The sequence below is a fragment of the Streptomyces sp. NPDC048650 genome (genome assembly GCF_043199095.1).
Taxonomy (GTDB): domain Bacteria; phylum Actinomycetota; class Actinomycetes; order Streptomycetales; family Streptomycetaceae; genus Streptomyces.
The window spans coordinates 142,483-162,503 of the sequence record NZ_JBICVM010000004.1 but is presented as its reverse complement, the minus strand read 5'-3'; the positions used below and the strand labels follow the sequence as shown (position 1 = coordinate 162,503).

21 protein-coding genes are annotated in these 20,021 nt (G+C 69.9%); 6 read left to right on the top strand and 15 right to left on the bottom strand.

The annotated features are described in order from the left end of the window. The first annotated feature begins 94 nt into the window (after nt 1-94). A complete protein-coding gene (locus tag ACGFML_RS13175; RefSeq protein WP_393543035.1) occupies nt 95-970 on the top strand; it encodes an endonuclease I family protein in 876 nt (291 codons plus the stop codon). A 487-nt stretch (nt 971-1,457) separates the two neighbouring features. Then, nucleotides 1,458-1,661: a cold-shock protein gene (locus tag ACGFML_RS13170; RefSeq protein WP_393543033.1), complete on the top strand. Its 204-nt coding sequence runs from the start codon at nt 1,458-1,460 to the stop codon at nt 1,659-1,661. Between the two features lie 58 nt (nt 1,662-1,719). Here ACGFML_RS13170 and ACGFML_RS13165 read toward each other — a convergent pair whose 3' ends face one another. Further along, a complete protein-coding gene (locus ACGFML_RS13165) occupies nt 1,720-2,289 on the bottom strand; it encodes a GNAT family N-acetyltransferase (protein WP_393543031.1) in 570 nt (189 codons plus the stop codon). 102 nt (nt 2,290-2,391) lie between these two features. Then, complete coding sequence (locus ACGFML_RS13160) at nt 2,392-2,586, bottom strand: antitoxin (protein ID WP_393543029.1); 195 nt, start codon at nt 2,584-2,586, stop codon at nt 2,392-2,394. Between the two features lie 204 nt (nt 2,587-2,790). On the opposite strand from ACGFML_RS13160, the gene ACGFML_RS13155 reads away from it, so the two are divergent. Further along, nucleotides 2,791-3,075 (top strand): hypothetical protein, encoded by a 285-nt coding sequence (locus ACGFML_RS13155; protein ID WP_393543027.1) that lies wholly within the window; start codon nt 2,791-2,793, stop codon nt 3,073-3,075. Nucleotides 3,076-3,180: 105 nt separating this feature from the next. Here ACGFML_RS13155 and ACGFML_RS13150 read toward each other — a convergent pair whose 3' ends face one another. The 6 genes from ACGFML_RS13150 to ACGFML_RS13125 all read right to left on the bottom strand — a co-directional run bounded on the left by ACGFML_RS13150 (nt 3,181) and on the right by ACGFML_RS13125 (nt 10,931). Next, entirely contained in the window at nt 3,181-6,240 is a 3,060-nt protein-coding gene (locus ACGFML_RS13150; RefSeq protein WP_393543025.1) for an alpha-mannosidase, read from the bottom strand. 75 nt (nt 6,241-6,315) lie between these two features. Then, entirely contained in the window at nt 6,316-6,447 is a 132-nt protein-coding gene (locus ACGFML_RS13145; RefSeq protein WP_393543023.1) for a hypothetical protein, read from the bottom strand. Between the two features lie 30 nt (nt 6,448-6,477). After that, nucleotides 6,478-7,785 (bottom strand): glycosyl hydrolase, encoded by a 1,308-nt coding sequence (locus ACGFML_RS13140; protein WP_393543754.1) that lies wholly within the window; start codon nt 7,783-7,785, stop codon nt 6,478-6,480. Between the two features lie 64 nt (nt 7,786-7,849). After that, nucleotides 7,850-8,710, bottom strand: coding sequence for a carbohydrate ABC transporter permease (locus tag ACGFML_RS13135; protein ID WP_393543021.1), 861 nt, complete (start codon nt 8,708-8,710; stop codon nt 7,850-7,852). Further along, a complete protein-coding gene (locus ACGFML_RS13130; RefSeq protein ID WP_393543753.1) occupies nt 8,707-9,606 on the bottom strand; it encodes a carbohydrate ABC transporter permease in 900 nt (299 codons plus the stop codon). The genes ACGFML_RS13135 and ACGFML_RS13130 overlap by 4 nt, the downstream gene beginning before the upstream one ends. A 32-nt stretch (nt 9,607-9,638) precedes the next feature. Then, nucleotides 9,639-10,931: an ABC transporter substrate-binding protein gene (locus tag ACGFML_RS13125; protein ID WP_393543019.1), complete on the bottom strand. Its 1,293-nt coding sequence runs from the start codon at nt 10,929-10,931 to the stop codon at nt 9,639-9,641. A 232-nt stretch (nt 10,932-11,163) separates the two neighbouring features. Between ACGFML_RS13125 and ACGFML_RS13120 the strand changes: the two genes are divergently transcribed. Continuing rightward, nucleotides 11,164-12,303 (top strand): LacI family DNA-binding transcriptional regulator, encoded by a 1,140-nt coding sequence (locus ACGFML_RS13120; RefSeq protein ID WP_393543017.1) that lies wholly within the window; start codon nt 11,164-11,166, stop codon nt 12,301-12,303. Between the two features lie 107 nt (nt 12,304-12,410). Continuing rightward, on the top strand, nt 12,411-12,800 hold the full coding sequence (locus tag ACGFML_RS13115; protein WP_393543016.1) for a VOC family protein: 390 nt from the start codon (nt 12,411-12,413) through the stop codon (nt 12,798-12,800). 138 nt (nt 12,801-12,938) lie between these two features. Here ACGFML_RS13115 and ACGFML_RS13110 read toward each other — a convergent pair whose 3' ends face one another. From ACGFML_RS13110 to ACGFML_RS13100, 3 genes are all read right to left on the bottom strand, one after another. Further along, nucleotides 12,939-13,388, bottom strand: coding sequence for a spore-associated protein A (locus ACGFML_RS13110; RefSeq protein WP_393543015.1), 450 nt, complete (start codon nt 13,386-13,388; stop codon nt 12,939-12,941). A 176-nt stretch (nt 13,389-13,564) separates the two neighbouring features. Then, entirely contained in the window at nt 13,565-14,422 is an 858-nt protein-coding gene (locus ACGFML_RS13105) for a lysozyme (RefSeq protein ID WP_393543013.1), read from the bottom strand. Nucleotides 14,423-14,747: 325 nt separating this feature from the next. Then, nucleotides 14,748-15,395: a transglycosylase SLT domain-containing protein gene (locus ACGFML_RS13100; protein WP_393543011.1), complete on the bottom strand. Its 648-nt coding sequence runs from the start codon at nt 15,393-15,395 to the stop codon at nt 14,748-14,750. A 991-nt stretch (nt 15,396-16,386) separates the two neighbouring features. On the opposite strand from ACGFML_RS13100, the gene ACGFML_RS13095 reads away from it, so the two are divergent. Beyond that, a complete protein-coding gene (locus ACGFML_RS13095) occupies nt 16,387-16,695 on the top strand; it encodes a hypothetical protein (protein ID WP_393543009.1) in 309 nt (102 codons plus the stop codon). Between the two features lie 97 nt (nt 16,696-16,792). On the opposite strand, the gene ACGFML_RS13090 is transcribed toward ACGFML_RS13095, so the two are convergent. The 4 genes from ACGFML_RS13090 to ACGFML_RS13075 all read right to left on the bottom strand — a co-directional run bounded on the left by ACGFML_RS13090 (nt 16,793) and on the right by ACGFML_RS13075 (nt 19,954). Continuing rightward, entirely contained in the window at nt 16,793-17,353 is a 561-nt protein-coding gene (locus ACGFML_RS13090) for a transglycosylase SLT domain-containing protein (protein WP_393543007.1), read from the bottom strand. A 437-nt stretch (nt 17,354-17,790) separates the two neighbouring features. Continuing rightward, nucleotides 17,791-18,639, bottom strand: a complete 849-nt coding sequence (locus tag ACGFML_RS13085; protein WP_393543005.1) for an SRPBCC family protein — start codon at nt 18,637-18,639, stop codon at nt 17,791-17,793. Next, a complete protein-coding gene (locus tag ACGFML_RS13080; protein WP_393543003.1) occupies nt 18,636-18,953 on the bottom strand; it encodes an ArsR/SmtB family transcription factor in 318 nt (105 codons plus the stop codon). The genes ACGFML_RS13085 and ACGFML_RS13080 overlap by 4 nt, the downstream gene beginning before the upstream one ends. 101 nt (nt 18,954-19,054) lie before the next feature. Beyond that, nucleotides 19,055-19,954 (bottom strand): alpha/beta fold hydrolase, encoded by a 900-nt coding sequence (locus ACGFML_RS13075; RefSeq protein ID WP_393543001.1) that lies wholly within the window; start codon nt 19,952-19,954, stop codon nt 19,055-19,057. Nucleotides 19,955-20,021: the final 67 nt, after the last annotated feature.

The following is a 20,021-nucleotide window of genomic DNA, read 5'->3' as shown; positions in this document are numbered from 1 at the left end:
AAGGCTGCCTGCGGCCGTGTACCCAACGGCCGGTGCCGGCCGTGCCCCCACACTTCGCGGTCCGGTGCCACATTTCGGGGAGAGGACACCATCCGTGGACAACACCCGCTCGGCCCGTCGGCGCCGAACCGCGCTGACCGTGGCAGCCGGAGCTGCGCTCGTCGCAGTGGCCGTACCGCTCTCGTCCACCGCCACCGCCGGTACGGCGGCTCCCGGCGGACCCGCCGTCGCGCACGGTGCATCGCACCCCGGCCTGACGCGCTACGACACCACGCAGTACGACGACACGTACTACAAGGACGCGATAGGAAAGACCGGCCAGGCCCTCAAGGATTCGCTGCACCAGATCATCAGCAGCACCCAGACCGGGAAACTGTCCTATTCCCAGGTCTGGGACGCCCTCAAGGAAACCGACCAGGATCCGGCCAACAGCGCGAACGTCATTCTGCTGTATTCCGGGCGCTCGCAGAGCAAGGACTCCAACGGCAGCAATCCGGACGACTGGAACCGCGAGCACGTATGGGCCAAGTCGCACGGTGATTTCGGTACGGCCACCGGGCCGGGCACCGATATCCACCACCTGCGCCCGGCAGATGTGTCCGTCAACAGCACCCGCGGCAACAAGGACTTCGACAACGGTGGAACGGAGGTCGGTGAGGCGCCGGGCAATTACACCGACGACGATTCCTTCGAGCCCCGCGACGCCGTCAAGGGCGATGTCGCCCGGATGATCCTGTACATGGCCGTCCGTTACGACGGCGAGGGCGGCTTCGCGGACCTGGAGCCCAACGACAAGGTGGACAACGGCTCCGCGCCGAATATCGGGCGGCTCTCGGTCCTTACGGAGTGGAGCAAGCAGGACCCGCCGGACACCTTCGAAAAGCACCGTAACCAGGTGATATTCGACAAGTACCAGCACAACCGGAACCCGTTCATCGACCACCCCGAGTGGGTCAACGAGATCTGGTAGCCGTACCTGGCGTGAGCCGGGCCCGGTGCGATCGTGACCGGGCCCGGCCGCGCACCGTTCGGAGTAGTCGACCGGCGCCCGGCGGGGCTCGTTCCGGCGCGCCCTCGGGCCCGCGGTTTCGGAGCCTCGGCCAGAGTCTGCCGGCCGTGCAGTGCGGCCCCGCATTCCGAACGCGCATTCCTGCCCGGCATTCCTGAAGGGCCGGCCGAAATTTCTCGTACGCACGTCCGATCGATCGTGGATCCGGGCGAGGTGGCATGGCCCTGCCCGGTGAAGGGTGACGCGTCAGCCATGATGATCGTGGCCGCCGGGCGTTGGTCGGTGTAGCGTCCTGATCAGCTGTCGTGGTTCCGAAGTGCCGGACGCCCGTGTCGCATTCACGGGCGTTCTTGCTGTGCAGTGCGTCTCCGGACCAGGGCGATCACCTCCGGATTCCGTCAATGACGGAAGCCGATTCAAGCCCGTTTTTGACGAAGGAGACAGGGATATGGCCAGCGGCACGGTGAAGTGGTTCAACTCGGAAAAGGGATTCGGGTTCATCGCGCAGGACGGTGGCGGCGTCGACGTTTTCGCGCACTACTCGAACATCGACGCGCAGGGCTACCGTGAGCTCCAGGAAGGCCAGAAGGTGACCTTCGAGGTCACCCAGGGCAACAAGGGCCCTCAGGCGGAAATGATCCGCCCGGCCTGACCGCCGCGCACCGCCCGGGGCGCCCGTTCCCCCGCCGGGAGCGGGCGTCCTCGCGTCCTCACGGGCGCCGGTCGTTGAGGATCTTCTGGAACAGGCGACGCGCGCGCCAGGCGCCATTGATGTGCAGGTATTCCTCGGCCACTCCGTACTCGACGAAACCGCACTTGGCCAGCACCCGCTGCGAGGCGACGTTGTCGAGCAGTGTGCCGGCCGCCAGCCGGTGCAGGTGCAGTTCGCCGTCGGCCGCCGCGCAGACCGCGGTCAGGGCCGCCGACGCCAGACCGCGGCCCAGCTGGCCCGGATCGATCCAGTAGCCGACGTTGGCGCTGCGGAGCGGGCCCAGCACGATGCCGGAGAGTGTGATGGCCCCCACGATGTCGCGCTCCGCGCCCGCCTCCTGCCGTACCAGCGCCCAGGGCATCCCGCGCCCCTCGTCCCGCTCGGCCAGCAGGACGCGCAGGCGCTCCGACTGTCCGGCCGCGGTGAAGAACGCGTCGTCGCGGTCCGGCTCCCACGGCCGGAGGTGGTCACGGCTGCGGAGGTAGGCGCGGGCGAATCCGGCGGCGTCGGCCGGGACGGCGGGGCGCAGGACGACGTCGGGTGTGAGCTGCACGGACGCGGTGATCATCGGCTCAGCGTACGAGCAGGGCAGGGCGCGGGCGCGCCCGAGGGCGTGCCCGCGTCGAAGACGAGGTGGTGAGCCGCCGCGCAGCGGCGCGGCTCGTCGAGGTCAGGGCTGCGGTGGCCGGTCCTGGTCGCCGGGCCTGCCGTACTGCTCCCTGAGCTTGTCCTGGGCGGTGTCCACCTGCCCCTTGTACTTGCCCTGGGTCCGTCCGTCGACGTAGTCCCCGGCCTTGTCGATGCCCTTGTCGGCCTGCGATTCGTGGCCCTTCAGCATCTGCTTGATCTTGTCCATCATGGACATGGGACAACCCTCCTCACCACGGTCCCCCGCGACTCCAGCATCACCCCCCGCCCCGCGATCTGCATCCGCGCGCCGGGGCCGACGGGCGGGCGATGACGCACTCCGGAGCAACCCGTTCGGCCCAGTGGGGCCCGGGAATTTCGTACGACAACCCATCGGCCCGCTCGACGGGCACACCGCCGCCACCCGGCCGAGAATGCAGCGGTGACCGATGAACACAGCACCGCCGACGACACCGCGCCACGCCGTATGCCGTCCCGCGAGCAGCGCCGGCGTGCCCGCCAGGCGCTGGCCGGCCGCGCACGCGACGCGGACGACCTGTCCCTGCTGATGGACATGCTGGGTCTGGACCCGGCCGGCGATCCCTGCCATGACGTGGCCCAGGAGCCGGAACCGGGGCCCGGCCCGGTTGCCGGCCGCGAGCGGCGTTCCGCTCCGCGCCGGGACACCTGCGCCAAGGCCCGCTCGCGCCCGTCCGACCCCGGGTGACGCGCCGCCGCGGCCACCGGGCGCGGGCGCCGTCAACCGGCTTGCCGGGCAGGGCAGTTGACGCATGCCCTCGGCCGGCTCACCGGCGTGGGCGCAGGCCCGGCGTCACCGAGCCGCCGCGGCCGGGCCCCCGCCTTCCCGGACCAGGCGCAGCGTCACGATCTGAAACGGCCGCAGCGTCATCCGGAGGGTGTCCCCGGCCCGCTCCAGCGCCGGTCCGTCGTCCGTCGGGCGCTCCAGGAGATCGGTGGTGTGGGCGCCGACCAGCGCAAAGGCGGTGGTGAGGGTGGTTCGGGCACGGCCGCCGTGGGCCTCGTGGAGGCGGACGATCACATCGCCACCGGCGTCGTCGGCGAGCTTGACGGCCGTGACGACCGTGGCGTCGTTGTCGACGGTGACCAGCGGCGCGACGGGCCCGGCCCCCATGATCCGCCGCTCGGGGAGATTGATCCGGTGGCCCTCGCGCACCGCGTCGCCGATGGTGGACCCGGGCGCGAGCGCATAGCGGAAACGGTGGCGGCCCTGGTCGGTCTCCGGGTCGGGGAAGCGCGGGGCGCGCAGCAGGGAGAGCCGGACGGTCGTGGTCGTTCCGCGGTCGCCGTCCTCCCGCACGGTGCGGGTGACGTCATGGCCGTAAAGGCAGTCGTTGACCAGCGCCACGCCCCAGCCCGGCTCCTCGGCATGGACGAAGCGGTGTGCGCACGCCTCGAACTTGGCGGCCTCCCAACTGGTGTTGGTGTGCGTGGGCCGGTGGAGATGCCCGAACTGGGTCTCCGCGGCCCAGCGCTCGGCATGCAGGTCCAGGGGGAAGGCGGCCTTGAGGAACGTCTCCGTCTCGTGCCAGTCCACCTCGGTCGCGATGTCCAGGCGCCGATCGCCGCGGGCCAGGGTCAGGTCCTGCACCACCCGTGACGCACCGAACGAGCGGCTGACCCGGAGCGTCGCGGCCTGTGCCGACACCGCGCCCCAGGCCACCTCGTCCGCCTCGGTGAGGTCCGTGACGACGTTGCGGTAGAAGGCGTCCACGTCCCAGGCGTCCCACATGTTCGGGAAGTCGGGGTGGATCTGCAGCAGGTTCGCGGCGCCGCCAGGCGCGACGGCCTCGCGGCCGGCTACGAGATCGTACGCGGAGACGATCAGGCCACGCGCGTCGATCCCGATGCGCAACAGTCCGTTGTCGAGGAAGAACCCGCCGTCGGGTGCGGCCCCGGCACGCACGGCCGGGCCCTCCGCCACCGCCCGGCCGACGGCCCCGGCCGCCACCCCGGCGCGGCCGTGCGGCGCGGAGTTCACCGTCAGGTCGTCGTCACCGCTGCCGGCCAGCGCCGCCAGGGCGCCCGCGATGATGCCTTCCAGCTCCTCGGCGACCGCGGCATACGTCCGCTCCGCCTCGCGATGCACCCAGGCGATGGAGGAACCGGGCAGGATGTCGTGGAACTGGTGCAGCAGGACGGTCTTCCAGAGCCGGTCCAGAGCGGCGTGGGGGTAGGGGCGCCCGGCCGCGACGGCCGCGGTGGCCGACCAGAGCTCGGCCTCGTGCAGCAGCTGTTCGCTCCGGCGGTTGCCGCGCTTGGTCCGCGCCTGGCTGGTGAGGGTCGCACGGTGCAGTTCGAGATACAGCTCACCGACCCAGACCGGCGCGTTGGGGTGGTCGCGCTCCGCCTTGGCGAAGAAGTCGGCGGGCTTCTCCCACTCCACCACGGCCGAACCGTCCAGGTCGCGCAGTCGGCGCGCCTTGGCGATCATCTCGCGGGTGGTGCCGCCACCGCCGTCGCCCCAGCCGGTCGGCGCGAGCGAGTGCCGGGCCACGCCCTTGTCCCTGAAGTTCCGTGCCGCATGGGCGATCTCACTGCCCGCCATCTGGCAGTTGTAGGTGTCCACCGGCGGGAAGTGGGTGAAGATCCGGGTCCCGTCGATGCCCTCCCAGCGGAAGGTGTGGTGCGGGAAGGTGTTGACCTGGCTCCAGGAGATCTTCTGTGTCAGCAGCCACTTCGAGCCGGCCGCCCGGATGATCCCCGGCAGTCCCGCGGCGAAGCCGAAGGTGTCGGGCAGCCAGGCCTCGTCGTTCTCGACACCGAACTCCTCCATGAAGAACCGCTTGCCGTGCACGAACTGACGGGCCATCGCCTCCGACCCCGGCATGTTGGTGTCCGACTCCACCCACATCCCGCCCGCCGGCACGAACCGCCCGTCCGCGACCGCCTTCTTGACCTTCGTGTACACCTCCGGCCGGTGCTCCTTGATCCAGGCGTACTGCTGCGCCTGCGACATGGCGAAGACGAACTCCGGCTCGTCCTCCAGCAGCGCTGTCATGTTCGCCGTCGTACGCGCCACCTTCCGTACGGTCTCCCGCAGCGGCCACAGCCACGCCGAGTCGATGTGCGCATGCCCCACCGCGCTGATCCGGTGCGCGGACGCCGCGGCGGGGGCCGCCAGCACCTCGCGCAGCTGCGCGCGGGCGGCCCGCGCCGACCCGCCCACGTCCTGCAGATCGACGGTGTCCAGCGCCCGGCCCACCGCCCGCAGCACCTCCCAGCGCCGCGGACCGTCCACCGGGAGCTCCGCCATCAGCTCACCGAGCACCTCCAGATCCTGGACCAGCTCCCACACCTCGGTGTCGAACACCGCCAGGTCCAACCGCGCGAGCCGGTACAGCGGTTCGGTGCCCGCCGTCTCCAGGTCGCCCAGCCGCGTGGGCCGGAACGGCGGGACGTCCAGGATGACGGGGTTGGACGCGGCCTCCAGATGCCATTCGACGCGCTCGCCGCCGCGCACCGGCGCACCCACCCGGACCCACTGATTGCGCGGGTTGAGGGCCTTCATCGGGCTGCCGTCGCGGGTGTGAACGAGTGCCTCGCACTGGAAGCCCGGCATCCGCTCGTCGAATCCGAGGTCGAGCACCGCCTCCACGGTGTGTCCGGCCCACTCCCGCGGCACCTGCCCCGTGACCTTGAACCAGGTCGTCCCCCAGGGCGCACCCCAGGCGTCGCCCACGGCCACCGGAGTGTGAGGTGCTGCCAGACCCTCCGCCACGGGCACCGGTTCACCCGGCGCGACCCACGCCGCGACCTCCAGGGGCACCGATTCCGGATACAGGGCGGGGCGGATGCGCTCGTTCAGCACACGCTGGAGACGGGCTTCGATCAGTGCGCGGTCGTCATGCATGGCGGCAACTCCGAAAGACGGGTCGGGAAATGGGGAGTGCGGACGGGACGGCAGACGGGAGGAGCGGACAGCCGGCTACCAGGGGTGGCCGGCCCTGGCCGGGTCCGAGGCGAGGAACAGCTCGGACACCGCGTTCACTTCGCGGCGCCCGCCCCGGCCGGCAGCCCACGGCGGCGGGAGTGCGGGATGGATGGGGTACGGAGGCATGACGGCCTCCTCCGGTGGGGGCCGGCGGTCTCAGCCGACCTCGTCGGGTGTGCGGACTTCGGTGATCCGACGTGACCTCAGATGTGCTGTGTCGTCGGCATGTTCTGCCAGTACGAGGGCAGGTCGAACGCCCTGGGCGGCGAGCTTCGCCCAGGCTTCGAAGACGACGCCGCCGGGAGCGCACACCGAGCGGCGAGGCGCGGCCTCTGCCCCGCCGGCGTCGACGACCAGTGCGGTGCCGCGCACCGGGGGCCGGTGGGCGGCCTCGCGCCACTCCTCGGCCAGCGCGGCGACGGCCCGCCCCGCGGGCTTGACCGTGCGGTCGTTGCGCAGCAGTCCGAGCCCGTACTCCAGCTCGGGGAAGTCTGCCAGCGACCGCGCGACGTCGTGCGAGCACCACCAGGTCACGCCCCACAGATCCGGGCAGTCCAGCGCGTTGACCACGGTGGCCTCGGTGAAGCGCGCCACCCCGTCCTCGGGGATGTGCGAGGTGGGGGCGCCGACCTCCTGGAGCCATACCGGGCGGTGCGGGTCGGTGGCCCACGCCTTGGACAACTCGATCAAATACGCGGCGTGGTGCTCGGTGGCGGTGCCCGCCGGGCCGTGCCGCTGAGCGGTGCCGTTGAACACCCAGGAGTGCACGGCGGTCACGGCGCCGAGCCGGGCGGCCTGAGCGGGCGTGAAAGGGTGCCCGTCGCGGTACCAGGCGGCGTCGTACTCGGCGTGCAGATGCAGCCGGCCCGGGGCGCCCCGCTCGCACGCGGCGAGCATCCGCTCCAGCCAGGCGGCGGCCTGCTCGTGGGTGATGCGGTCCGGGTCCGGGTGCGGGCCGTCCGAGAACTGATTGATCTCGTTGCCGAGCGTCATGCCGAGGAAGTTGGGACGGTCGGCGAGGGCGGCGGCGAGCGTGCGCAGATACTCCGCCTGGCCGGACAGCACGTCGGGGTCGGTGAAGAGACTGCGGCGGTGCCAGGTCCGCGTCCAGGCGGGCAGGAAGTCGAAGCTCGACAGATGGCCCTGGAGACCGTCGACGTTCACGTCCAGGTCACGTTCGGCGGCGGCGTCGGCGAGCTGGACGAGCTGGTCCACGGCGCGCGGCCGGATCAGCGTGCGGTTGGGCTGGAAGACCGGCCAGAGCGGGAAGACCCGGATGTGGTCCAGACCGAGGCCGGCGAGGGAATCGAGGTCGGCCCGCACGGCGTCCAGGTCGAAGTCCAGCCAGTGGTGGAACCACCCTTCGGCGGGCGTGTAGTTGACGCCGAAGCGCACGCGGTGCGGTGCGCCGGGCGGCCGGTCGGCGTGGCGGGGCGTCGGGTGGGGGACGGTGCGGTCCGGCATGGGCATGGGGGCGTCCTGCGCTTCCGGTCGGTGAGGCAGCGGGGGAGTGGGGTGCGATGGCGGATCAGCCCTTGACGGCGCCTTCGCCGACACCGCGGAAGAAGTAACGCTGCAGACAGGCGAACATCACGATCAGCGGGAGGACGGCGATGACGGTGCCCGCCGCCACCAGCCGCTGATCGTCCGCGAACGTGCCGTGCAGGAAGTTCAGCCCGATGGTCAGGGTGAACTTCGACTGGTCGCTGAGCACGATCAGCGGCCACAGGAAGTCGTCCCAGGCGCCCATGAAGGCGAAGATCGCGACGACGGCGAGGGTGCCCCTGACCGACGGCAGGGCTATGCGCACGAACCGCTGCCAGGCGTTGGCACCGTCGACGAACGCCGCCTCCTCGATTTCGTACGGCAGCGCCGCGAAGGCGTTGCGCATCAGCAGCACATTCATCGCCCCGATGCAGCCGGGCAGCACCACGGCGGTCAGCGTGTTGTTCAGCTGCAGCTCCCGCATCGTCACGAACTGGGCGATCATGATGCTCTCGACCGGCACCAGCATCGCCATGAGGAAGACGGCCAGCGCGGCCCGGCGGCCACCGAAGCGCATCCGGGCGAGGGCGTAGCCCGCCAGCGCCGCGCCCACGCAGTTGGTGAGCACATTGGCGGCGGCGACCCGCAAGGAGTTCAGCGCGAAGTCCCAGACCGGGATGATCTCCGCGACGCCGGCGTAGTTGGCCAGGGTGGGCCGGTGGGGGATCAGGCTCGGAGGGTAGCGGTAGATGTCCTCGCCGGGGCCCTTGAGAGAGGTCGAGAGCTGCCACAGGAACGGCCCGACCGTCAGCGCCAGCACCGCCAGCAGCAGCAGATAGCGCAGCGCCGTCCGCCAGGCCGCCGTCCGCCGCCCGGCCTGCTCCCGGCCGCGCCCCGCGCTCACTCCGCGTCCGCCCTGCGATGGGCGCGCAGCACCAGCAGCATCAGCCCGAGCGTCATGACGAAGACGACGACGGACAGCGCCGAGGCGTAGCCGACCCGCCCGCTCAGGCCGGTGCCGGCCTGCTGGACGAGCATCACCAAGGTGGTGTCCTCACCACCGGGGCCGCCGGCCGGACCGGCCATCAGATACACCTCGGAGAACACCTTGAAGGCGCCCACCGAGGAGAGCGCACCCACCAGCACCATCGTCGACCGCATCGCGGGGACCGTCACCGTCAGGAAGCGGCGCACCGCGCCCGCACCGTCGACCGCGCAGGCCTCGTGCAGTTCCCGGGGGACGTTGGCCAGCGCCGACAGATAAATGATCATGTAGTAGCCGAGGCCCTTCCACACGGTCACCGCCATGGCGCTGAGCAACAGCAGCCACGGGTCGCTCAGAAAGCCGGCCCCGCCGAAGCCGAGGCCCTCCAGCAGCGCGTTGATCAGCCCCCGGTCGTCCAGCAGCCAGACCCAGATCAGCCCGACCACGACGACGGACGCCACCACCGGGGTGTAGAAGGCGGCCCGGAAGAAGGAGATCCCGGGGATCTGCCGTTGGACGAGCAGCGCCAGCAGCAGCGGCAGGATCACCAGCAGCGGAACCACCCCCAGGACGTACAGCAGGCTGTTGCGCAGCCCCGTCCAGAACATCGCGTCGTGGATCAGCTCCCGGTAGTTGGCGCCGCCGGTGAACCGTCCCGCGGTGAGGGTGCGCGCGTCGGTGAAGGAGTTCATCACCGTGCTCACGAACGGATACAGACTGAACGCGGCCACGACCAGCAGCCCCGGAGCCAGGAACAGCCAAGGGCTCGACGGCAGATGGGTACGGGCCGTGCGGGGCCTCGGCCGGGTACGGATCGCACGGAACCTCGACGTCGCCACGGCGTGCCTCAGCCCGTCGCGAGCAGGCGGTTGCACGCCGCGACCGCTCCGTCCAGCGCCGCCTTCGGCGACTGCTTGCCCTGCACCGCCCTGGCCACCGCGTTGCGCAGCACGTTCTTCATCTGCTCGCTGAGCACCACGGGCGTGTAATTCACCGCGGTCCCGAGGGACTTGGCCGATGCCACCCGTACCCGGGTCGCGTCGGTGCCGTCCTCCCGGGTGAAGTACGGGTCGTCCAGCGAACCCCTGGTGCTGGGAAAGATCGCGACCTTTCTGGCGAAGGCCATCTGGTTCCTTCTGTCCGTGACGAAATGCGCGAACGCGACGGCTGCCGGTTTGACCTTGCTCTGCGCATTCACCATAAGACCCTGGACATACATATTGGCCTTACCGGTGTTGTTGACGGTGTCCGTGATCCCGATATGCCGGTAGAGGCTCGGCGCGTCCTTCTTGAAATTCTGCAGATCGAGTGCGCTGCCCGGATTCATCGCCACCGACTGCTGCTGAAACTTCCGCCCCGCGGACTCGGCCTGCGCGGTGAGCGCCTGGGAATCCAGCGCCCCGGCCGTGTACAGCTCCTTGTAGTGCCGCAGCAGCTCGACACCCTTCGGTTCGTTGAACGTGAATTCCGTACCCCGCGCATTCATCAGCCGTACGCCGTACCGGCCGAAATCCTCGATGGCCGGCGTGCTCGCCAGCATCGCCGTCCTGCGGTCGCTCCGCCGCGCCATCACCAGGGCGTCCCGGAAGAGCGAGTCGTAGGTCGTCGGCGGCTTGTCCGGATCGAGTCCGGCCTGCCGGAAGAGCTCCTTGTTGTAGAACATCGGGCCGGTGTTCAGGTACCACGGGAAGGCGTACACCCCCGACAGCCCCGGCATCCGAAGGCTCCGCCACGCACCGTCGAGATACTCGCCGCGGTACTTCCCGGCGGCCTTCTCCAGGTCGAGCGCGAGCCCGGCCTTCGCCAGCGGATACGCGAGATCGGGCGACACATTGACCACGTCGGGCAGCGTCCCGCCCGCCGCATCGGCGCTGAGCTTCTCCGGATACCCCTCGGCCGGCTGGTCGATCCACTTCACCCTGGCGTCCGGATACTTCTTCTGGAAGTCCGCGACAATGCCCTCGAAGTAATCCTTGAAATGTGCTCTGAGATTCCAGGTCTGAAAGGTGACCTGTCCCTCGATCTTTCCCGATGCGCTGTCGGATCCACCGGCCCCCTCCGATGCTCCGCAGGCGGAAACGGCGAGCACGGAAGTGAGCAGACCCGCACCTACGACGACCGTGCGGCGGGAAATACGCATGACTGACTGACCCCTTCGCGCTGCTTTTCCTTTACCGGAACCGAGCCAAAGCGCTGCACTACGGCCACCCTCGGGTGACGACGCGGCAGACCGTACTAATGCGTTTTAGTGGGTGTCAATACCCGCGACCACAATGTCCGGCGGACCGCCCCTCCGGAACCGTTTGACAGCCCCCGCGACGCTGATCAGACTGACCGCACTAATGCGGTTCAGGCCATGAGGAGGGCCCGCCATGACAGCGCCCGGTGGGGCCGCGCGCCGCAAGCCGGCCCGTCGGCCGACGATCAAGGACATCGCCCGTCGGGCCGGAGTGTCGGAGAGCGCCGTGTCCTTCGCGCTCAACGACCGGCCGGGCGTCTCCCAGGAGACCCGCGCCCGGATCCGGAGCGTCGCCCAGGAGCTGGGCTGGCAGGCCAACAGCGCCGCCCGCGCACTGTCCGGTGAACGCGCGGGCTGCGCGGGGCTGGTGCTCGCGCGCCCCGCCCGGACCCTCGGAGTGGAGTCGTTCTTCCTCCAACTCGTCTCCGGCATCCAGGAAGTCTTCTCCGCGCACAAGATCGCGCTGCTCTTCCAGGTCGTCGAGGATCTCGACAGCGAATGCGCGCTCTACCGCCGATGGTGGGCCGAATGCAGGGTGGACGGCGTCCTCGTCGTCGACCCGCGCACCCAGGACCCGCGGCCGCAGCTCCTGGCCTCGCTCGGCCTCCCCGCTGTCGTCGTCGGCGGCGTTGCCGGCCCGGAGACCACCGAACCGCTCGCCGCCGCACCGCCCGTCGTCGAACCGTCCACCGCGCAACCGTCCACCGCGCAACCGCCCATCGCACAACCGCCGTTCGCCACCGTCTGGGCCGACGACTCCAAGGCCATGGCCCGGGTCCTCGACCACCTCTACGGCCTCGGACACCGCCGCATCGTGCACGTCGCCGGTATGCCGGGCCTGGCCCACACCGAACGCCGCATCGACTCGCTGCGCACCGAAGCGGACCGGCGGGGCCTCGACGAACGGCATGTCCGCTCCGTGACCACCGACTACTCCGACGCCGAGGGGGCCGAGGCCACCCGCCGCATTCTCGACGCCGCCGAGCCGCCCACCGCGATCATCTACGACAACGACGTCATGGCCGTGGCCGGTGCCTCGGTCGCCGCCGAGCGCGGCATTCCCGTGCCGGGCCGGCTGTCGATCGTGGCCTGGGACGACTCCCCGCTCTGCCGGGTCACCCACCCCCGCCTGACCGCGCTCGTCCGCGACACCGCCGGCTTCGGCAGACTGGCCGCCCAGGAACTCCTGGCCGTCCTCGACGGCGTCCCGCCGCGCACCGTCCAGGGCGAACTGCCACACCTGGAGGCCCGGGAGAGCACCGGCGCACCGTGACAGCGGCGCCCACCCGTGCTTAGGATCGCTGTACGGCATCGCGCGTCGGTCACCGGCCGGGTGAGGCGTGGAGGTGCCCGGGAGATGCCCGTTGGAGGCATTCCACCGTGTCAGTCGAGTTGAACCACACCATCGTTTCCGCCCGGGACAACCGGGCCTCCGCCGAATTCCTGGCGCACATCCTGGATTTGCGGGTCGGCCCCGAGGCCGGCTTCTTCGTCCCGGTCGAGACCGGCAACGGCGTCACCCTGGACTACGCCACCGTCGACCCGGAGCGGATCACGACCCAGCACTACGCCTTCCTCGTCTCGGAGGAGGAATTCGACGCGTCGTTCGCGCGCATCGAGGAGGCCGGCCTGGCGTACTGGGCCGACCCCCGACAGGAACGGCCGGGCGAGATCAATCACCACCACGGCGGCCGGGGCGTGTATTTCCTCGACCCTGCCGGCCACGCCATGGAGATCCTCACCCAGCCCTACGGCAGTCCCACCACGTGAGCGGCGCCCGGTGAGCCGCCGGGAGCACTGCCGATGAAAAAGGGGAGCGGGCCGCTGGGCCCGCTCCCCGGAAGAGCTCACGACGCACTCACGACGAGCTCATGAAGGGCTCACCACGAGCTCATGAGGAACTCACGCTCAGTGGTGCCTCACGACGCCCGGCGCCATACGGCCGCAGTTGGAGCCGGAGACGCTGACGCTGACGGATTCGATCGTGCCGCCCCAGTCGACGCACCGGCCCTTGGCCGGCAGATAGACCGGACCGGCGTAAGAGGTGTAGAGGCCGCTGTCGAAGACGGGGTCGGAACTTCCGTCGCTCGCCGCGAGATAGGTGTACATGTACACGGGCTTGCCGGTGGTGTTCCGCACCGTGACGACGCAGTTCTTACCGGTCTTCGCGCTGTACGTGAGGTAGACGGTCCCCTTTCCGGTGACCGGTACGGAATTCACCACGCTGTAGCCGCTGCCACAGGCGCCGTTGTAGGACGCGGCTGTGGTGGCGGCCGATGCGGTGGTGGCTGTGGCCATCGTGGCGATTCCCGCCACGGCCAGCGCTGCTGAAGCCGCAATGGCACGTGAACGCTTCATGGTGTACCCCCGTCGGGTGTTGGCGCTGCGTGTTCGTTTCGCAGTGTTGGACACCGGACGTACCGGGATGGTTGTACCTCAATTCCCCGAAGATCCAATCAAGTTGGACACAACGGCCGGCCCCCGGCGCCGAAGAGGGCGCCGGGGGCCGGCCGTTGTCGCGAGGAGCCGCGGCATCAGCCGCCGTTCGCGAGAACCTTCAGACGGGTGAGCGAGCCGTTGAAACGGTTGCGGTCGCCGATCCCCGGTGCGGAGGAGGTGTGCTGCCAGATGCTGTGGAACTTCCAGCCGGACGGCAGCGCGCCGACGGAGCCGCCGTAGCGCGGGATCCACAGCGGGTTGGTGTTGCCGAACCGCCCCGAGTTGCCGGTGCACCGCTTCCACCAGTTGGTCGAGGTGTAGATCACCGCATCGCGACCGGTCTTCGCCCGGTAGGCCTTGACGAAGTCCCCGATCCAGTTGACCATCTCCGCGGAGCTCATGCCGTAGCAGGTCGAACCGTAGGGGTTGTACTCCATGTCGAGCGCCCCCGGCAGGGTCCTCCCGTCCTTGGACCAGGCGCCGCCGTGGGTCGCGAAGTAGTTCGCCTGCACGGCACCGGTGGAGTGATCCGGCAGCGCGAAGTGGTACGCCCCATGGATCAGGTGGGCGTCGTACGCGCCCTTGTACTGCTGGAGAAAGTAGGCGTTGCGGTAGTTGGTGCCCTCCGTCGCCTTGACGTACGCGAAGCGCACGCCGCTCTCCCGCAGCGCGGACCAGCCGACGTTGCCGTTGTGGCTGGAGACATCCACACCGGACACGGTGGCCCGGGTCGACCGAGGCTCGGAGCCGCCCGCCCGGTTTCCCCCCTCGTGGGCCACGATGGTGGACCCCATCCAGTCCTGCTCGGGGTGCGAGGGTCTCTTTCCGGCATCCGATGCGTCAGCGGTACCGGGCAGCGCGAGGGGCAGCGCGAACACGGAGAAAAGAGAGACGAGAGTTCCGGCCGCGATCTGGCGTGTGCGACGGGCCGGACCGGATCTGCGCAAGGGCATCGAGTGCCTCCGAAGTCCTACGGTTGGGTCAGGTACGGCGGAAATTGAGCAGAATCCTGCCGATAAAAAGACTCATACGCTCATCGGACCGCAGCTATGGCCCAACAGGCCAACCATCCGCCGACCGGCCGGGGCATCTCACCCGACTGGCCGTCAATTCCCCATGCGAAACGGGCCCCGGCAAGTGCCGGGACCCGTTTCGCTGCGCAGCGGCGAACGCGCCAGTCAGCCGCTTCGCACTGCCTCCGCCGACCATCCAGTCGGCTTGTTCACGATGTTTCGCACCGTACGCATTTCCGGCTCACTGCCGGTCTTCGCCCGTGGCTCAGTAGGCGGAGTTGACGTTGTCGATGGAGCCGTAGCGGTCGGCGGCGTAGTTGGCCGCGGCGGTGATGTTGGCGACCGGGTCGGTGAGCTTATTGGCCGTGCCCTTGACGTGGTACGTGTCGAAGGTGGGCTGGATCACCTGCAGCAGGCCCTTGGAGGGAATGCCGTTGATCGCGTTGATGTCCCAGTCGTTGACGGCGTTCGGGTTGCCGCTGGACTCCCGAATGATGTTGCGGTGCAGGCCGTCGTAGGAGCCGGGGATGCCCTTGGACTTCATGATGTCCAGCGACTGACGGATCCAGCCGTCCAGGTTGTTCGCGTAGCGCTTCGGCTCGGCCTTCTTGGCGGCCTTCGGCGCGGCCTTGGGGGCTGCCTTGACCTTCACCTGGGCGGCGACGGACTTGATGGCCGGGTGCTCGGCCTTGGGGGCGTCGCCCTTGGCCTTCGCGGTGGCCGGCAGGCCGTTGACGCTGACCGGCTTGACCGCGGCCGAGGCGTGCGCGGGGGCGGCCTGGGCGGTGCTCGGCTCGGCGGTGACGGCCAGGGCCGTGGTGGCGCCGGCGGCGACCAGAACGGCGGTGGCGACCTTGTGGGTGCGGGTGATGCGGGTGATGCGGGCGGTGCGGGGCAGAGTGAAGCTGGGCATGCGGAGTGACCTCTTCCAGGTACTGGGGACGGGGAGGCGGCCTTCAGCGGCGCGTATTGCGTCGGGAAGTCAGGTGCCGCGTTCGCCCTTGGGGGCTGAATTCGCTGGCTCGTTCCCGGCGCAAATCCATAGTTAGCGACCGCCCCAGTCGATGGCAATGACGGCCTGTACTAGGCACCTTCGTGAGATCGCCGGAGATTTCTTCGACCGGCCTCATTTCTCGGCCGTGGCCCCGAATTTCTCCCACTAGCGGAGGTCGTAAGTGACGTGCGCCCTGTGCCCGGCATCACCCGGCGAGGGCCTGAAAGCCCTTCTCCCGGAGAGCCAAAGTTGCCTGGCTCACATGCGAATTGGGCTTTCCCGTACCCGGTCCGCATGCCCGCATTAAGGGAGGGGAATGCACGGAATCCCCGGGGAGTCGCCGCGGAATTGGCAAATGTGGCGCACGGCACCCGTGCCGGCCATTGCGGGAGTGGCACGAGCCATCCCCACCGGTCCCGCCTGCCGGGCGTTCGCGCTGCGGCGTGCGGCGGTGCAGAAGGGCATGTCGCCCCGTCAGTCGCCTTGGCGGCTCCGGGGTGTGCCTCTCGGATCACCCCCCGGCCGCGAATCGAGCTGTCCACCGGGGCACCCCTAGGGGGTGCCGTCACACTTCCGTCCGGCCTGCGGCGCCCGGCACGGCACCTCGCAGCGTTGTCGGAACACCCGCGTACCCCCTCCACCAGGCCCTTAGGGGTATGGGAGGTGTCCCCTCGCGGGAGTCCCTTCGCCTTGCGAGGCGCCGGACACCGCAGGCCCCGCCCTGCGGGCGGACGGCGCGCGTGTGACGACACCCCCTAGCCCGTCAGGGAGTTTGACTACGGCGAAACGGCGGTGCTGATGGTCCGTTCGCAGCAGCATCCGGACTGTCGTGTGGCCGCGGGCGCGTGCGTGCCTGATGGTGAGACAGCAAGCAGTAGTCCCCCGCATACTCACCGTTAGGGAAGTGCTCATGCTTCGTCGAGTTTCCACCGTTCTCACCGGCGCCCTCGTGGCGGGCGTCATCGCCACCGGCGCAGCTGCCGCGGCGCCCGCCCCCGACCAGGGCCAGCCGCGCATGCACCAGGGGCAGGCTCAGCACATGCGCTCCGACGGTGACCGCCGCCACAACCGCCTCGACAATCGCTTCGACAAGCGCCGCGACAACGGCCGTCAGAGCAACCGCCGCCACCGCTACGAGGACCGGGACGGCCTGTTCGTCGTCGGGCGGGTGCTGCACGCTCTGCTCGGCGGCGGGATTCTGGGCGGCCGCGGCTACTGACGCCTGCTCAGCCAGGAAAAACGGCAGTGGCCCTGCCCGCGCGATGCGGGCAGGGCCACTGCCGTTGCTGTGCTGTGGTGACGCTGTGGGCTCCGACTCAGTAGGCGGAGTTGACCTTGTCGATGGAGCCGTAGCGGTCGGCGGCGTAGTTGGCCGCGGCGGTGATGTTGGCGACCGGGTCGGTGAGCTTATTGGCCGTGCCCTTGACGTGGTACGAGTCGAAGGTGGGCTGGATCACCTGGAGCAGGCCCTTGGACGGCACACCGTTGACGGCGTTGACGTCGTAGCCGTTGACGGCGTTCGGGTTGCCGCTGGACTCCCGCATGATGTTGCGGTGCAGGCCCTCGTAGGAGCCGGGGATGCCCTTGGACTTCATGATGTCCAGCGACTGGCGGATCCAGCCGTCCAGGTTGTTCCCGTGCTGGTTGCCGTCGGCCTTGGCGGCGGCCTGCTTCGCGGTGTGCGCCTGCGTGTCGACGGCCGTGACCTTTATCTGGTTGGCGGCGGACGCGGTGGCCGCGTGGTCGGCGGGCGCCGCAGCCTGGCTCGGCGTCGCCATGGCAACAGCTGCTGCGCAGCTCGCGGTGGCCACCAGCGCCGCGGAGAGCTTGTGCGAGCGGCCGATGCGGGCGGTGCGGGGCGTGGTGATACGGGGCATGCGGGGTGACCTCTTCCAGGGGGGAACGGGGGGCCTTTGGTGGCTTGGCAGCGGGCCGAGGGTCAGTGCCGTGCTCGCCGTTCTGGCTGAGGTCATCGGCTCGTTCTCGGTGCTGCCGAAAACCATGTTTAGCGAGCGCCCTGGATGGTGGCAATGATGCCGAGTACTACCTATCTTCGTGAGTTAGAGAGAAATGCCCGATATAAAGTCCGCGTCGAGCGCGCTGTGCCGGATGCGTCTCGACTAGGTGGGCTCGTACGTGACGCACGCCCTGTGCCCGGCATCACCCGTGGGGCGCGCTCGGGCCGCTTTTCGGGGGCCGGAAAGTTGCCTGGCTCACACGGTCAGCGGGCGAATTGGACGCTTTCTCCGGAAACGTCGCTGCGCCCCCTGCGTACCTCTGGGCAGGGGGCGCATGACGGGGGTGTCCGGGCCGTTCAGTCCTCGAGCAGCCGCGCCGCCAGGTGCTCGATACGGGAGTGCCACGCCGCCAGCGCCGCCTCCGCGTCGAATCCCTGCGGCCCGGTCTGGGTGAGGACGAGGCGCGGGCCGTGGCCGGTACCCGGACGCAGTTCCCAGCGGACCGTGCCCTCCGGGTGCCAGCGGTAGGCGAGCACCTCGGGTGCCTCTACCTCGATGACGGGACCGCCAGGGGCCTGCTCGGCGGTGAAGCCCTCGGGGGCGGGCGCCCCGGGCGACGGTTCGTCCCCCGCGGTCAGCGCGGCCCAGACGGCTTCGGCGGGCCGCACCAGCTGCCGCTCGAAACGCACCTGCGGGCCCTCCGTGCCGTTCTCGACGCTGCCGTGGCCGAGATCGAACTGCTCCAGATACGCCTCGTGCAGCGCACCCGAGTCGGGGGAGACGGCCGGCGACTCGCCGTCGAGCAGTTGCGACAGCGCGCTAATGCACAGATGCCAGCCGGAGGCGAAGCTCGCGGCGCCGAAGCGGTCGCCGAAGGTGTGCACCAAGGTCAGCAGTGATCCGTCCCCGTCCGGGGTGATCTCCCAGCTGAGGTGGTCCTCGCCCCAGGTGAAGGCGAAGTGGCGGGGCTCGTCGGCGTCGGTGACCGTGCCGCTCATGGCGATGCCGCTCACACCGGGCATGGCGAAGTGGATCGCCCCGCCGGGGCGGAGCTCGACGGTGACGTCTGCGGGGAACCACCGTCCGATATGGGCCGGGTCCGTGATCGCGGTCCACACCTTGCGCGGTGGGTGGGCCAGTCGTCGCTCCATGCGCAGCGCGGTGCGGCCGTCGGCAGTGGTGAGGGTGTCGGAGCGGGGGGTCATCGGGGTTCGTCCTCCATGGCGTCGAGATGCCGTTCGAGGGCGTCGAGGCTCCCGGTCCACAGATGCCGGTAGTGCGCGAGCCAGGCGTCCAGCTCCGCGAGGGGTTCGGGGCGCAGCTCGTACCACCGGCGCTGGGCGTCCTGGCGCACCTGCACCAGCCCGGCCTCACGCAGTACCCGCAGGTGCTTGGAGGTGCCGGGCTGGCTCAGTCCGGTCCGCTCCGTGAGCTCACCGACCAGGTGGGGCCGCTCCAGGAGCAGATCGAGGATCTTGCGCCGGCTGGGCTCCGCGAGTACGTCGAACGGTATGGGCATCCTCAGAGTATCCCTCGGTGGTTATATAACCGCAAGGGAATGTCAGGAGGGTCGCAGCTCGGACGATTCGGTGCCGCTGGCAGCCCCGCCGCTGCGACGCCTCACGCGTACGCCGGGTCCACCAGGGCCAGCTCCTCGCGCACCGCCGGAATCATGCACGGCGCCGAGTTCAGGGGCGCGTCGGTGAAGAAGCGGGCGACCAGATCGGCGACGTCCTGCGGGCGCTCGAGCACCACCCAGTGATCGGCGTCGGGAATCGTCAGAAAGCGGCTGCCGTGGATCTGGGCCGCGAAGTCACGCTGGCGGGCTGGGGACGTCACCGTGTCGTGTTCGCCGCTGAAGACGAGCGTCGGCACGCCGGTCAGGCCCGAGGAGAAGTCCGGGCGATCGGTCAGCGCGCGCCGCAGGGACTCGACGGCGTGCGGTGAGTGCCGGGCCGCATGCAGCATCGAACGCCGGACATAGCGGTAGGCCAGCCGCCGCTTGGTCACGTGCCGTCGCTCGTCGAGACACATCAGGCCCTGGGTGACCAGCGTTGCGAACGACTCCGCGTCCCCCTCCGCGAGATGGTCGGCGGCCTGCCGCCAGAGGTCGAGCTGCGCGTCGGTGATGTGCGCCGGTACGCCGCCGAGTACCAGCCGCGCGATACGGCGGGGGAAGAGCTGGGCGCACCCGTAGGCCAGGCCCGCGCCGTAGGAGAAGCCGAAGAGATTGATGCGCGGGACGTCCAGGTCGTCGATGATCCGCTCGATCGCCGTGCGCACGATGCCGATGCTCGGTCCCGGGGGGAGCGGGTCGGCACTCCCCATACCGGGCAGGTCGGCGGTCACCACGTCCGCCACCGGCCCGACATGGTCCTCCATCTGCGGCCAGCCGAACATCCCCTGTAGGGCACCCCCCAGGACCATGACGGGTTCGGTGATCCGGTCCGGCTGCCGGAGTAGCCGGTACGAATAGGACACCCCGCCCACCGACAAAGAGCGGATCGTTTCCTCGTGCATGGCTATTCCTTCTCGGGAAGACCGGCGGGAACGGGCTGCGCCGGCGAGGCGCGCACGCTCCCGCCGG

What these genes read in the sequence shown, in the direction of transcription:
- ACGFML_RS13170 (WP_393543033.1), top strand. Translation starts at nt 1,458, where the DNA reads ATGGCCAGCGGCACGGTGAAGTGGTTCAACTCGGAAAAGGGATTCGGG.
- ACGFML_RS13165 (WP_393543031.1), bottom strand. Translation starts at nt 2,289, where the DNA reads ATGATCACCGCGTCCGTGCAGCTCACACCCGACGTCGTCCTGCGCCCC.
- ACGFML_RS13160 (WP_393543029.1), bottom strand. Translation starts at nt 2,586, where the DNA reads ATGTCCATGATGGACAAGATCAAGCAGATGCTGAAGGGCCACGAATCG.
- ACGFML_RS13150 (WP_393543025.1), bottom strand. Translation starts at nt 6,240, where the DNA reads ATGCATGACGACCGCGCACTGATCGAAGCCCGTCTCCAGCGTGTGCTG.
- ACGFML_RS13145 (WP_393543023.1), bottom strand. Translation starts at nt 6,447, where the DNA reads ATGCCTCCGTACCCCATCCATCCCGCACTCCCGCCGCCGTGGGCTGCC.
- ACGFML_RS13140 (WP_393543754.1), bottom strand. Translation starts at nt 7,785, where the DNA reads ATGCCGGACCGCACCGTCCCCCACCCGACGCCCCGCCACGCCGACCGG.
- ACGFML_RS13125 (WP_393543019.1), bottom strand. Translation starts at nt 10,931, where the DNA reads ATGCGTATTTCCCGCCGCACGGTCGTCGTAGGTGCGGGTCTGCTCACT.
- ACGFML_RS13120 (WP_393543017.1), top strand. Translation starts at nt 11,164, where the DNA reads ATGACAGCGCCCGGTGGGGCCGCGCGCCGCAAGCCGGCCCGTCGGCCG.
- ACGFML_RS13110 (WP_393543015.1), bottom strand. Translation starts at nt 13,388, where the DNA reads ATGAAGCGTTCACGTGCCATTGCGGCTTCAGCAGCGCTGGCCGTGGCG.
- ACGFML_RS13105 (WP_393543013.1), bottom strand. Translation starts at nt 14,422, where the DNA reads ATGCCCTTGCGCAGATCCGGTCCGGCCCGTCGCACACGCCAGATCGCG.
- ACGFML_RS13100 (WP_393543011.1), bottom strand. Translation starts at nt 15,395, where the DNA reads ATGCCCAGCTTCACTCTGCCCCGCACCGCCCGCATCACCCGCATCACC.
- ACGFML_RS13095 (WP_393543009.1), top strand. Translation starts at nt 16,387, where the DNA reads ATGCTTCGTCGAGTTTCCACCGTTCTCACCGGCGCCCTCGTGGCGGGC.
- ACGFML_RS13090 (WP_393543007.1), bottom strand. Translation starts at nt 17,353, where the DNA reads ATGCCCCGTATCACCACGCCCCGCACCGCCCGCATCGGCCGCTCGCAC.
- ACGFML_RS13085 (WP_393543005.1), bottom strand. Translation starts at nt 18,639, where the DNA reads ATGACCCCCCGCTCCGACACCCTCACCACTGCCGACGGCCGCACCGCG.
- ACGFML_RS13080 (WP_393543003.1), bottom strand. Translation starts at nt 18,953, where the DNA reads ATGCCCATACCGTTCGACGTACTCGCGGAGCCCAGCCGGCGCAAGATC.
- ACGFML_RS13075 (WP_393543001.1), bottom strand. Translation starts at nt 19,954, where the DNA reads ATGCACGAGGAAACGATCCGCTCTTTGTCGGTGGGCGGGGTGTCCTAT.